The organism is Citrobacter sp. Cpo142 (assembly GCF_030332425.1).
Taxonomy (GTDB): domain Bacteria; phylum Pseudomonadota; class Gammaproteobacteria; order Enterobacterales; family Enterobacteriaceae; genus Citrobacter; species Citrobacter portucalensis.
Genome location: NZ_JAOWHW010000142.1, coordinates 391,148 through 403,524 on the forward strand (window position 1 = coordinate 391,148; position 12,377 = coordinate 403,524).

General features: G+C 52.0%; 11 protein-coding genes. 4 read left to right on the forward strand and 7 right to left on the reverse strand.

Annotated features, from left to right (window positions below; all coding sequences use genetic code 11):
- The first annotated feature begins 213 nt into the window (after positions 1–213).
- Positions 214–1,257: a GMP reductase gene (locus tag OGY18_RS23075; protein ID WP_003829510.1), complete on the forward strand. Its 1,044-nt coding sequence runs from the start codon at positions 214–216 to the stop codon at positions 1,255–1,257.
- A gap of 60 nt (positions 1,258–1,317) precedes the next feature.
- Here OGY18_RS23075 and hofC read toward each other — a convergent pair whose 3' ends face one another.
- The 4 genes from hofC to nadC form a co-directional block, all read right to left on the reverse strand.
- A complete protein-coding gene (gene hofC, locus OGY18_RS23080; protein ID WP_286554514.1) occupies positions 1,318–2,517 on the reverse strand; it encodes a protein transport protein HofC in 1,200 nt (399 codons plus the stop codon).
- Complete coding sequence (gene gspE / locus OGY18_RS23085) at positions 2,507–3,892, reverse strand: type II secretion system protein GspE (protein WP_286554519.1); 1,386 nt, start codon at positions 3,890–3,892, stop codon at positions 2,507–2,509. Before gspE ends, hofC begins: the two co-directional genes overlap by 11 nt.
- A 9-nt stretch (positions 3,893–3,901) precedes the next feature.
- Complete coding sequence (gene ppdD / locus OGY18_RS23090; RefSeq protein WP_286554521.1) at positions 3,902–4,339, reverse strand: prepilin peptidase-dependent pilin; 438 nt, start codon at positions 4,337–4,339, stop codon at positions 3,902–3,904.
- 243 nt (positions 4,340–4,582) lie between these two features.
- Entirely contained in the window at positions 4,583–5,476 is an 894-nt protein-coding gene (gene nadC, locus OGY18_RS23095; protein ID WP_003837454.1) for a carboxylating nicotinate-nucleotide diphosphorylase, read from the reverse strand.
- A gap of 87 nt (positions 5,477–5,563) precedes the next feature.
- Here nadC and ampD point away from each other — a divergent pair, with 87 nt between their 5' ends.
- Both ampD and ampE read left to right on the forward strand, forming a co-directional pair.
- Positions 5,564–6,127, forward strand: coding sequence for a 1,6-anhydro-N-acetylmuramyl-L-alanine amidase AmpD (gene ampD, locus OGY18_RS23100; protein WP_126956884.1), 564 nt, complete (start codon positions 5,564–5,566; stop codon positions 6,125–6,127).
- The gene (gene ampE, locus OGY18_RS23105) at positions 6,124–6,978 is read left to right on the forward strand and encodes a beta-lactamase regulator AmpE (RefSeq protein WP_128611342.1); all 855 of its coding nucleotides are present in this window, start codon (positions 6,124–6,126) and stop codon (positions 6,976–6,978) included. The genes ampD and ampE overlap by 4 nt, the downstream gene beginning before the upstream one ends.
- A 92-nt stretch (positions 6,979–7,070) precedes the next feature.
- Here ampE and OGY18_RS23110 read toward each other — a convergent pair whose 3' ends face one another.
- From OGY18_RS23110 to aroP, 3 genes are all read right to left on the reverse strand, one after another.
- Positions 7,071–8,021, reverse strand: a complete 951-nt coding sequence (locus tag OGY18_RS23110; protein WP_126319236.1) for a glycoside hydrolase family 43 protein — start codon at positions 8,019–8,021, stop codon at positions 7,071–7,073.
- A complete protein-coding gene (locus tag OGY18_RS23115; protein WP_003829494.1) occupies positions 8,021–9,427 on the reverse strand; it encodes a glycoside-pentoside-hexuronide (GPH):cation symporter in 1,407 nt (468 codons plus the stop codon). The genes OGY18_RS23110 and OGY18_RS23115 overlap by 1 nt, the downstream gene beginning before the upstream one ends.
- Positions 9,428–9,585: 158 nt before the next feature.
- Positions 9,586–10,959 (reverse strand): aromatic amino acid transporter AroP, encoded by a 1,374-nt coding sequence (aroP, locus tag OGY18_RS23120; protein ID WP_008786209.1) that lies wholly within the window; start codon positions 10,957–10,959, stop codon positions 9,586–9,588.
- A gap of 564 nt (positions 10,960–11,523) precedes the next feature.
- On the opposite strand from aroP, the gene pdhR reads away from it, so the two are divergent.
- Positions 11,524–12,288 carry a pyruvate dehydrogenase complex transcriptional repressor PdhR gene (gene pdhR, locus OGY18_RS23125; protein WP_003018699.1) on the forward strand — a complete coding sequence of 255 codons (765 nt, stop codon included), beginning with the start codon at positions 11,524–11,526 and terminating at the stop codon, positions 12,286–12,288.
- Positions 12,289–12,377: the final 89 nt, after the last annotated feature.

The window sequence follows — 12,377 nt, forward strand, 5'->3', positions numbered from 1 at the left end:
TGGAGTTTAAGTTTGATTATCAAACAGTTAAAAGTTATGCGTGCGAAGGCGAGGCTGCTGCAGGATTAACCTACTATTCGCCAGGTAAATTTATGGGATTGTAGCGTAAAAAAAGAGAATTTCGCAGTCTTGCGCGGCATTGATTAGTGCGTATGATAGCGTCACTGGAGTTGTGAGTTTCGATTTTTCGCCATTAACCCCAGGAATCCGCACATGCGTATCGAAGAAGATCTGAAGTTAGGTTTCAAAGACGTTCTTATCCGCCCTAAGCGTTCTACTCTCAAAAGCCGTTCCGATGTTGAGCTGGAACGTCAATTTACCTTTAAGCATTCAGGTCAGACCTGGTCCGGCGTACCTATTATTGCCGCGAACATGGACACTGTCGGGACGTTTGCCATGGCAACGGCACTGGCATCCTTCGACATCCTGACCGCTGTGCACAAACACTATTCTGTTGAAGACTGGGCCGCCTTCATCGCAGAGAGCTCTGCCGATGTGCTCAAACACGTAATGGTTTCAACCGGTACGTCTGATGCAGATTTCGAAAAAACTAAACAGATTCTGGCGCTCAACCCCGCGCTGAACTTTATCTGCATTGATGTGGCCAATGGCTACTCAGAGCATTTTGTTCAGTTCGTGTCGAAAGCGCGTGAAGCATGGCCGACAAAAACGATCTGTGCGGGCAATGTGGTCACCGGTGAAATGTGTGAAGAGCTGGTGCTCTCCGGTGCTGATATTGTCAAAGTCGGCATTGGCCCAGGTTCAGTATGTACCACACGTGTAAAAACCGGCGTTGGCTATCCACAGCTTTCTGCGGTTATTGAATGCGCCGATGCAGCCCACGGTCTGGGTGGCATGATTGTCAGCGACGGCGGTTGCACAATGCCGGGTGACGTGGCAAAAGCGTTCGGTGGCGGCGCAGACTTCGTGATGCTCGGCGGCATGCTGGCTGGTCATGAAGAAAGTGGCGGCAAAATTGTTGAAGAGAACGGTGAGAAATTCATGCTGTTCTACGGTATGAGCTCTGAATCTGCAATGACGCGTCACGTAGGTGGTGTTGCACAGTACCGCGCTGCAGAAGGTAAGACCGTCAAGCTGCCACTGCGCGGCCCGGTTGATAATACCGCTCGCGATATCCTCGGCGGTTTGCGTTCTGCTTGTACCTATGTGGGCGCATCCCGTCTGAAAGAGCTGACCAAACGTACAACGTTTATTCGTGTACAGGAACAAGAAAACCGTGTTTTCAATAGCCTGTAAGAACAGCTAGTTCTGTGAAATGCCTGATGGCGTTACGCCGCCATCCGGCATTTGAATTTATCACACTCCGCTCATCGCATCTCCCAAATGGAAAATCGGTAAATACATCGCGACGACTAGGGTACCGATGATAAGCCCCGTAATGATCAGCAACGCAGGCTCAAGTAATGCAGCCAAATTCTCAGCCTGAGCCAGGGTTTTCTCGCCATGGTGATGCGCAAGATTGCGCAGCATTGCATCCAGCGAGCCGGAAGCTTCACCAGTTCTGACCAGCTGTATACACAATGGGCTGAATTCACCACTATTTTTAAGCGCTAACCAGATCGGTTTTCCAGCGCTGATATCCTGCTGAACCAGTGCTAAACGTTGCGACCAGAAAGGGTTAGCCAGCGTTTCGGTAACGCTCTCAAGACCCTGCAAAAAGGGAATGCCCGCATTTTGCGTTAACGCCAGAACAGTGAATATCTGCGTGAGTTTTTGCCCTCTCACCATCGGCCCTATGACCGGGAGGCTGAGCAGCAATTTCTGGCGCAGAATGAGCCAGTACGGTTTCTGCTTTATCAAATGATGTGTGGCAACTGCTACCAGGACAAGTGCTACCGTCAGCCATCCCCATTGGCTGCTACAGTGTGCGATGGTAATAATCCACTGAGTGAGCGCCGGTAGCGGGGTGTTGAACGTCTGGTAGATAGCGGCAAACTCAGGGAGTACAAACTGCAGCATCGCAAATACGACCATCACTGCCATTGTTATGATGATGATCGGATAGCGCAGGGCTTTTCTAACTTTATCAGCAAGTTGCTGTTGTTTCTTTTGCTGGTGGGCGAGTTCAAAACAGCAGTCGTCCAGCTTACCCGTAAGTTCTCCGGTACGGATCATTGCCTGGTAAAGGGGCGGAAAAACGTGTTGCCATTGTGATAACGAGGTGGAGAGGGTAATGCCCTGTTCCATATCGTAAGCCAGCGTACGCAGTAGCGCCTGCCATTGACTGCTGGGATGCTGTTCAGCAAGCAGAGCTAGCCCTGTTGAGAGCGTTAACCCTGCCTTTAGTAATGTCGCCAACTGGTGTATGGTTTCGGCACTTCTTGTACGGCTCCAGTGCGAGGTTTTGACACGCATACGTTTAATGCGCAGCGGCGTAATCTGTTGTTTCTCAAGAGCCAGCATTAATGACGGTCGGGTATCGGCCCATAGTGTGCCTTCCAGCGATTTACCTTCGTTGTTAATACCTTGCCAGCGCCAAAGCTGTTTAGTGGACATGAGGCATGCCCAGTACACGAATCAGCTCTTCAAATGTCGTTAACCCTTGCTCGACGGCCTGACAGCCATTCTCGAATAGCGTTCTCATTCCTGATTGCTGAGCATCAGACTCCACTTCGTCTACGGATGTGCCACTGGCAATACTCTGACGTAATGCCGGAGTAACAGGGAGCACTTCAAACAATGCCGCACGACCATAAAATCCGTGATAACAATGTTTGCAGCCAGGGGCCTGCCAATTCGGTACTGGTGTAGGCCAGACAGCTTTTGGGAGCGTGATAGGCGTACTCTGACGTTGTCGGCAATGGGGGCACAACTTTCTGACCAACCGCTGTGCAATAACGAGCGTCAGCGCGGAGGCGATCATCCAGCGTGCGACACCCATTTGTTGCAGGCGCACCAGCGTTTCACTGGTGGAATTGGTATGCAGCGTAGAAAGAACCAGATGGCCGGTTTGCGCGGCTTTAAGGGCTATTTCGGCCGTTTCGCCATCGCGGATTTCACCCACCATGATAATGTCGGGATCCTGGCGCAGCAGAGCACGTAAGACTCCCTGAAAAGTCAGGCCGGCACGTGGGTGAATTTGCGTCTGGTTGAGGCCTGCGATCGGGATCTCTACCGGATCTTCCACGCTACAAAGATTCACATCCGGGGTGTTTCGGGTTTGCAGCGCACTGTACAGCGTGACCGTTTTGCCGCTTCCGGTAGGCCCGGTAACCAGAATCAGCCCCTGAGGCTGCTGCAAGGCTTGCGAAAATGCGGTCAGCTGCGCGTCTTGCATTCCCAGCGCGGCGATCTCCAGTGACTGATCGACCTGATGAAGTAGCCGCAACACGACCTTTTCGCCGTAGCGACAGGGCAGGGTGGCGATGCGAAACGAGACCGGCTCTCCTGAAATCTCAACGGTAAATTGTCCGTCTTGTGGAAGCCGATGCTCGGCGATATCCAGGCTGCCTAATACTTTTAACCTTGCGGTGATGGCAATGCCCATCTCGGTCGTGACTTCCGGTAAAGCGTGAAGCACGCCATCTACGCGTAATCTGATTCGATAGTGATTTTCCTCGGGTTCAAAATGAATATCAGAAGCCCGTTGCGTCAGAGCGGAATGAAACGTCTGATTCAGCAAGTCTGCTGCGCTGGCGCTGCTTTTCGTGACCACTGCCGGGAGCATTGTCTGCGGTGTATGTGTGTGGCCTTCCATTTGCTGACGTGTCCAGCAGACAATGTCGATGCGCCGGGTGGTGGCAAAATGCAGCGCATCCAGCAGCTCGTGTGATGGGGCGTCTACGACGGCGATATGCACCACTTCATTGTCTGCATCCAGTAATATTGCCTGATAACGTTGGCATAGCGCCGTAAGTTGGGTGGTGTTCATCTCTGTTCCTTAGTGGGTATCAAAGCGGAAAACGTCTTCACAGGCCTGCTGCAATGCGCTGTCGTTCTGGATGACGCAGTTTCGGTTCCAACCGGTAATGCCGTTGGCATTGTCCCAACCTGGCGTCATGGTGATGCTTAGTCCGTTCAGGCTTTCCTGCCCACTAAGACTGACAACTCCCTTTTCAACGCTCATGGCTGAGACGTAACGGGTAGTTGTTGGAGAGGGAATACCATTCGTTCCGGCATCGCAGGTATCTGTTCCGCCATGCTCCAGTGCACAGAGCTCAACCGCCGTGCGATAGGGGACAAAGGTTTGCAGCATGTCTGTCAGCGCGGCTTTGCGCAGATAGTTTTGATATGCCGGAATGCCGATGGCGCTAAGGATGGCAATAATGCCAATTGCCACCATAAGTTCGATAAGTGTAAAGCCTCGTTGCTTGTTCATCGTTCGCTCCTTGAGTTTGCTGGCGCTACTTTGGCAAACCGACGGGAGGACGACGAGAGACAAAAAACAAAACGGGAAAGCGGGTTCAGAGGATTTTTACGAAATTACAGAGTCAGACAATGTATTTGCGAAGAGACTCGAAGAAACTGCCGGATGGTGGTGTAAATGCCGTATCCGGCTTACAGAATAAACTTGTGTAGTAGGCCCGATAAGCGAAGCGTCATCGGGCAATACAATCAGCAATTAGCGAAATCGCATGGAGAGATCGAGTGCGCGAACATGTTTGGTCAGTGCGCCAACGGAGATAAAGTCGACACCGGTTTCGGCAAATTCTCGCAGCGTTTCATGGGTGACGTTGCCCGACACTTCCAGACGCGCCTGGCCGTTGGTGCGTTTTACCGCTTCGCGCATTTGGTCAGTTTCGAAGTTATCGAGCATGATGATGTCGGCCCCGGCTTTCAGCGCGTCGTCCAGCTCATCCAGACTTTCTACTTCGACTTCAACCGGCACATCCGGGTGCAACCAGAAGGCTTTTTCGACGGCCTGACGTACCGAGCCGGAAGCAATAATGTGGTTTTCTTTTATCAGGAAGGCGTCGGACAGCCCCAAACGATGATTCGCGCCGCCGCCGCACAATACGGCGTATTTTAGCGCGGTACGCAGTCCCGGCAGTGTTTTACGCGTATCCAGTAGTTGGGTCTTGGTTCCCGCTAACAGGTCGACGTATTTACGCACTTCGCTCGCTACACCTGAAAGCGTCTGCACAAAATTCAGCGCAGTACGTTCACCGGTCAGTAAAACGCGGGAAGGGCCGTCCAGTTCAAACAGCGGCTGATTGGCCTTAATGCTGTCGCCATCTTCGACATGCCAGGTGATGTTAACATCATCGCCAGCCAGCTGAATAAAGACCTCTTCCACCCAACGTTTTCCACAAAAAACGCCATCTTCGCGGGTGATTACGGTGGCATGGGAGCGCATGTCTTCGGGTAAAAGCTGCGCGGTGATATCGTTATTGGCATCAACTTCTCCGCCTAAATCTTCACGCAGCGCCTGAGCTACAGCGGCAGGGATATCCAGATTTATGCGTTCCAACAGCGCGTCACGTCGGTAGTCAGGGTTATAGCGGCGAGGCGGCATGATAAAACTCCAAATAGCTAACGAATCATAAGGTGGAAACATGCTACCCTGAACCAGATATGAGCACCACCAATAAGGAGATTCTGCATGTTGTTAGACGAGGGCTGGCTGGCAGAGGCGCGACGCGTTCCCTCTCCGCATTACGATTGCCGCCCGGATGACGAAAACCCTTCTCTGCTGGTGGTGCATAATATCAGCCTGCCGCCCGGCGAGTTTGGCGGCCCGTGGATAGACGCGCTGTTTACGGGCACGATTGATCCCAACGCCCATCCTTATTTTGCCGGGATCGCCCATCTGCGTGTTTCGGCCCATTGTTTGATTCGCCGTGACGGTGAAATCGTGCAATATGTGCCTTTTGATAAACGCGCCTGGCATGCGGGTGTGTCGAGCTATCAAGGGCGAGAACGCTGTAATGATTTTTCAATTGGTATTGAGTTGGAAGGGACGGATACGCTGGCCTATACCGATGCGCAGTATCAGCAACTGGCTGCCGTGACGAATACTCTGGTTACGCGTTATCCGGCCATTGCTAACAACATGACAGGACATTGCAATATTGCGCCCGAGCGTAAGACCGATCCCGGGCCGTCCTTTGACTGGGCAAGGTTCCGCGCCCTGGTCACCCCCTCGTCGCACAAGGAGATGACATGACGCTGTTTACAACATTATTGGTGTTGATTGTTGAACGCCTGTTTAAGCTGGGTGAGCATTGGCAGCTTGATCACCGGATTGAAGCTTTTTTTCGCCGGACTAAGCATTTCTCGATGATGCGTACGGTAGGCATGACTCTTATTGCGATGGGAGTGACATTTCTGCTACTGCGCGCACTTCATGGGCTGTTGTTTAATGTTCCGTTGCTGGTGGCGTGGATCTTAATTGGCTTGCTGTGCATCGGTGCTGGCAAGGCGCGCCTTCACTATCACGCTTACCTGAACGCTGCTGCTCGCGATGATGCTCACGCCCGTGATGCGATGGCCAGCGAGCTGACGCTTATCCATGGGGTTCCGCCGGACTGCGATGAGCGTGAATTCTTGCGCGAACTGCAGAACGCGCTGTTATGGAACAACTTCCGCTTTTATCTGGCACCGTTATTTTGGCTGATTGTCGGTGGTCCGTGGGGACCTGTGACGCTGGTTGGTTATGCTTTTTTACGTGCCTGGCAGTCCTGGCTGGCGCGCTATCAGACACCGCACCAGCGTCTGCAATCAGGTATTGATGCGATCCTGCATGTGCTGGATTGGATCCCGGTGCGTCTGGCGGGCGTGGTCTATGCGTTGCTGGGACACGGCGAGAAAGCGCTGCCGGCCTGGTTTGCCTCGCTTGCGGATCTGCACACATCGCAATATCAGGTGCTTACGCGTCTGGCGCAGTTCTCGCTGGCGCGTGAACCGCACACCGATAAAGTCGAAACGCCAAAAGCCGCCGTTTCGCTGGCGAAGAAAACCTCGTTTGTGGTGGTGGTGGTTATTGCGGTGCTCACCATTTATGGGGCATTAGTATAGCGTTGTGCCGGATGGCGCTAACGCTTATCCGGCCTACAATGAAAAAACGTGTAGGCCCGGTAAGCGTTAGCGCCACCGGGCAGTGCAACGGTTTAGTTCGTATCAGCAGGCGGCACGCCAAAATCTGGCATGCCGTTTTCGTCCCAACGCACGAGCTTCAGACGAGTGTGGCGATTTGGGTCGTACAGCGGATCGCCCTCGATTTCGGTGTAGTTTCTCGCGTGATACACCAGCACATCTTCACCTTCCGGCGTTTGTGTAAAGCTGTTGTGTCCTGGCCCAAACTGGCGGTTTTCATAACTGGTGGTAAAGACCGGGCGCGGTGATTTGTGCCAGTTCTGTGGGTTGAGCGGATCGGCGTTGAGGTCAATCCACAATAATCCCATACAGTAGTTCTCATCGGTGGCGCTGGCGGAATAGCTGATAAACAGCTTATCGCCATGAACCATGACGGCAGGACCTTCGTTGACCCAAAAACCCCGGCATTCCCAGTCATACTCAGGGTGGCTTAGCATGATCGGCTCGCCTTTAATCGTCCATGGATTTTCCAGCTCTGCGAGATAGATATTGGAGTTTCCGGCGATATCGGGAGACTTCTGCGCCCAGAGGTACCACTGTTTTCCCTGATGGTTAAAGGTGGTGGCATCAAGCGCAAAGGTATCAAACTGCGTTTTAATCTGACCTTTCTCAGTCCACTGGCCGGTCAGCGGATCGGCGTCGGCACATTCGAGCGCAAACATGCGATGCTGGAACATCCCCAGCTTGTCGAGCGACTGTGTATGGGTGGCAGCAAAATAGATGTACCACTTGCCTGCCAGATGATGGATTTCGGGTGCCCAGATGAGTTGGCTCATGGGGCCGCTTTCTGGTTTGCGCCAGACGACAACCTGGGCGGCGGTGCGCAACCCTTCCAGCGAGTCGGCCCGGCGTATCTCCAGGCGGTCATATTCGGGTACTGAAGCAATGAAATAATAGTGGCTACCATCACGTAAGATAAACGGATCGGCACGCTGTTCAATAAAGGGATTTGGCCACTGATTCATTAGGCTTTCCTTACGGTTTCAGTCGTTTTTATATCGTGGTATTCATTCAGTTCACGGTAGTTGGCGCGGCGCTTTTCTAAATCTGTCTGGATTTGTTGCATAAACTCGCGGTCAACTTTCAGCAGACGAACCACGCCTGCGGTAATCAGGTAGCCTACGCCCGGTATGATGGTAAACAGCAGCATAATACCGTTAATGGCAGAGTCGCTTTGCGCTTTCGCCCCAGCGTCGTAGCCGTACCAGGAGAGCAGGAAGCCGACCATCGCTCCGGCAATCGCCAGGCCTAGTTTCAGGAAGAACAGGTTACCGGAGAAGCTGATTCCGGTGATGCGTTTACCGGTTTTCCACTCGCCATAGTCATCGACATCCGCCATCAGCGACCAGTGCAGCGGAGAAGGAATTTGGTGCAGGATGTTGAGCAGGAAGTAGAGCACCATAATCATCATGGTTGCTTTCGGATCGAAGAAGTAAAACGCGGCAGAGAAAATCGCCAGGATAATATTGGTCCAGAAGAAGACTTTCAGTTTGCACCAGCGATCGGTTAATACCTTCGCCAGCATACTGCCGATCATCATGCCGACCACACCAAGACTGATAAACAGCGTTGCGAACTGCGTGCTTTGCTGCATAACCCAGGTCACGTAGTACATGGTGGCAGCCATGCGAATAAAGCCCGGACAGACGTTGCACAGTGTTAACAGCAGAATTTTTACCCACTGATCGTTCTTCCACACGTCTTTCAGATCGGCTTTTAAATCGTCATTGGTCTGGACAGCAGGGCGTACGCGTTCACGGACCGTAGCGAAGCAAAACAGGAACATACACATGCCGATGAAAGCCAGAACCGCCATCGCCATCTGATACCCTTTGGCTTTGTCTTCCCCGCCGAACCAGTCGGCCATTGGCAGCAAGGTGAGGGACAGCAGCAGGGTTGCAATGCCTACCAACACAAAACGATATGACTGGCAGGCGACGCGTTCCTTCGGATCGTTGGTGATGACGCTGCCGAGCGAGCAGTAGGGAATGTTGATCGCCGTATAGGTGATAGAGAGCAGGAAGTAGGTAACGAACGCATAGATAACTTTGCTGTTATAGGTCCACTCTGGGGTGGTAAACATCAGTACGCTGAATAATGCGTACGGGAAAGCCATCCACAAAAGCCATGGACGAAATCGACCATATTTACTGCGGGTGCGGTCGGCCATCGCGCCCATTATAGGGTCGGTAACGGCGTCGATAACGCGTACTGAGAGCAGTAATACGCCGACCAGTGCAGGTGCCAGACCAAAAATGTCTGTGTAAAAATAGTTAACAAACAACATGATGGCGCCAAAGATGATGTTGCATCCGGCGTCGCCCATTCCATAGCCGATCTTTTCTTTCACCGTGAGCTTACTGGTTTCCATCAACTGCTCTCCATTAATGAGATATGGAGAGAATTATTGTCCGGCACTGGTGTTTTTGCGTTGCAGGATAACGCCGCTGATATGGACTAAACAGTCGTGAGTGGGAAAGTGTGAGACAGGTAACAACCCCCACCTGACGCAGGTGGGGGGAGGGGGGATTAATGCGCTTTAACCGCGCCGGCCGTTTTCTGTTTACACAGGTAGCCGATGCCAAGAATGGCAATCCATACAGGGATTAAGTATACCGAGATCGCCATGCCCGGCGTCATCAGCATAATCACCAGTACTGCAGCCATGAAAATCAGGCACACCCAGTTACCCAGCGGATAGAGCAGCGCCGGGAAGCGGGTGGTAACACCCTGCTGCTGTTTGGCTTTGCGGAACTTCATGTGCGCCAGGCTAATCATTGCCCAGTTGATCACCAGTGCGGAAACCACCAGCGCCATCAGCAGGCCAAAGGCGGATTCCGGTGCCAGGTAGTTGATCAGCACACAAAGAGCCGTCACCAGTGCGGAAACCAGAATGGTGTTCACCGGTACACCGCGTTTATCTACGTTCATCAGCGCTTTCGGCGCATTGCCCTGCTGTGCCAGACCGAACAGCATACGGCTGTTGCAGTATACGCAGCTGTTATAGACAGAAAGGGCGGCAGTCAGCACTACGATGTTCAGGGCATTAGCAACAAAGGTGTCGCCCAGCTCGTGGAAAATAAGGACAAACGGGCTGGTATCGGCCGTGACACGCGTCCACGGCATCAGGGAAAGCAGAACCGCCAGCGAACCCACATAGAAAATCAGGATACGGTAGATAACCTGGTTGGTCGCTTTGGGAATGCTTTGCTCCGGGTTATCCGCTTCTGCTGCGGTGATCCCGACCAGCTCCAGCCCACCGAAAGAGAACATAATAATAGCCATCATCATCACCAGACCGGTGAAGCCATGCGGCAGGAAGCCTCCCTGGTCCCACAGGTTGCTGACGCTGGCCTGCGGGCCGCCGTTACCGCTAAACAGTAACCAGCCGCCGAACAGGATCATCGCTACGACGGCAATGACTTTAATAATGGCGAACCAGAACTCCATCTCACCAAACACTTTCACGTTGGTCAGGTTGATGGCGTTGATCAACACAAAGAAGGCAGCCGCAGACACCCATGTTGGGATCTCCGGGTACCAGAACTGGATGTATTTACCTACGGCAGTTAGCTCAGCCATGGCAACCAGCACGTACAGCACCCAATAGTTCCAGCCGGAAGAGAACCCCGCGAAACCGCCCCAGTATTTATAAGCAAAGTGACTAAATGAGCCTGCAACGGGCTCTTCAACCACCATTTCACCTAGCTGACGCATAATCAAAAAGGCGATAAAGCCGGCAATAGCGTAACCCAGAATAATACCCGGTCCTGCAGACTGGATAACGGATGCGCTACCAAGGAATAACCCGGTACCAATCGCGCCACCCAGCGCGATTAGCTGTATATGGCGGTTCTTAAGGCCGCGCTTGAGCTGATCGCCATGCTGTTGACTTTCCATCATGAAACCTCGTGTGTGGTTTTACTCTTCATATTTCGAGTGCTTATTTTTTGAACTACGCAGCAATGCGTGTGTAAGTTTGCAATTCCGTTTGTTGTATTAATTTGTTTACAGATGCTTTTGATGAAATGTTGCCTTAATACTTTTGTCTTGATCAGAATAATGATATGCGAGCGCGAATGCACCTGCTTTATGCGGGGAAGATGACGAGTTGAATAAAAAGAAACCATTTGTAAATGCGAGTTTATCTACCACAAAATTTCCATTTTGAATTTCTATTCAATAATAGTGGTTGATATATCGATAAATAAGCAGGTGAATCGGTTCAGATGAGATAATCTTTCGTTTCAATTCCGTTAAAACTACCCCGGGGTGGGTAAATTTAACATTTGTGCATAGTTACATGTTTGAAACGTTATTTCTGTAATGTTGTTAAAATATGCCTCCTTTACTGATTTCAATCAAAACCTGTATGGACAGAAGGTGAATACTTTGTTACTTTAGCGTCAAGAACATGAAATTGGTAAGACCAATTGACTCCGGGCAAATGGCTTAAGACAGGAAATCATGGCCTACAGCAAAATCCGCCAACCAAAACTCTCCGATGTGATTGAGCAGCAGCTGGAGTTTTTAATTCTTGAGGGGACACTTCGCCCCGGAGAAAAACTCCCACCGGAACGCGAGCTGGCAAAACAGTTCGACGTCTCCCGCCCCTCCTTACGCGAGGCGATCCAACGCCTTGAAGCGAAGGGCTTACTGCTTCGTCGTCAGGGCGGTGGCACTTTTGTTCAGAGCAGCCTGTGGCAGAGCTTTAGCGACCCACTGGTAGAGCTGCTCTCCGACCATCCTGAATCCCAGTTTGACCTGCTTGAGACGCGCCATGCGCTGGAAGGTATTGCGGCTTATTACGCTGCACTGCGCAGCACGGATGAAGACAAAACGCGTATCCGTGAACTCCACCATGCGATCGAGCTTGCTCAACAGTCCGGCGATCTTGACGGCGAATCTGATGCGGTACTCCAGTATCAAATTGCTGTCACCGAAGCGGCACACAATGTGGTGCTGCTCCATTTGCTAAGGTGTATGGAGCCGATGCTGGCCCAGAACGTTCGGCAAAACTTCGAATTGCTGTATGCGCGTCGTGAAATGCTGCCACTGGTTAGCAGTCACCGTACCCGTATTTTTGAAGCAATTATTGCCGGGAAGCCGGAAGAGGCGCGTGAAGCGTCCCACCGTCACCTGGCGTTTATCGAAGAGATCCTGCTGGACAGAAGCCGTGAGGAAAGCCGTCGTGAACGCGCCTTACGCCGTCTGGAGCAACGAAAGAATTAGTGATTTTTCTGGTAGAACGTTAACCAGAAGATGTTGTAAATCAAGCGCCATATAAAGTGCGCGGCAACTAAACGCAGAACCTGTCTTAT

Bases quoted from the DNA above. Each gene is read 5' to 3' on its own strand.
- OGY18_RS23075 (WP_003829510.1), top strand. From the start codon at position 214: ATGCGTATCGAAGAAGATCTGAAGTTAGGTTTCAAAGACGTTCTTATC.
- hofC (WP_286554514.1), bottom strand. From the start codon at position 2,517: ATGTCCACTAAACAGCTTTGGCGCTGGCAAGGTATTAACAACGAAGGT.
- gspE (WP_286554519.1), bottom strand. From the start codon at position 3,892: ATGAACACCACCCAACTTACGGCGCTATGCCAACGTTATCAGGCAATA.
- ppdD (WP_286554521.1), bottom strand. From the start codon at position 4,339: ATGAACAAGCAACGAGGCTTTACACTTATCGAACTTATGGTGGCAATT.
- nadC (WP_003837454.1), bottom strand. From the start codon at position 5,476: ATGCCGCCTCGCCGCTATAACCCTGACTACCGACGTGACGCGCTGTTG.
- ampD (WP_126956884.1), top strand. From the start codon at position 5,564: ATGTTGTTAGACGAGGGCTGGCTGGCAGAGGCGCGACGCGTTCCCTCT.
- ampE (WP_128611342.1), top strand. From the start codon at position 6,124: ATGACGCTGTTTACAACATTATTGGTGTTGATTGTTGAACGCCTGTTT.
- OGY18_RS23110 (WP_126319236.1), bottom strand. From the start codon at position 8,021: ATGAATCAGTGGCCAAATCCCTTTATTGAACAGCGTGCCGATCCGTTT.
- OGY18_RS23115 (WP_003829494.1), bottom strand. From the start codon at position 9,427: ATGGAAACCAGTAAGCTCACGGTGAAAGAAAAGATCGGCTATGGAATG.
- aroP (WP_008786209.1), bottom strand. From the start codon at position 10,959: ATGATGGAAAGTCAACAGCATGGCGATCAGCTCAAGCGCGGCCTTAAG.
- pdhR (WP_003018699.1), top strand. From the start codon at position 11,524: ATGGCCTACAGCAAAATCCGCCAACCAAAACTCTCCGATGTGATTGAG.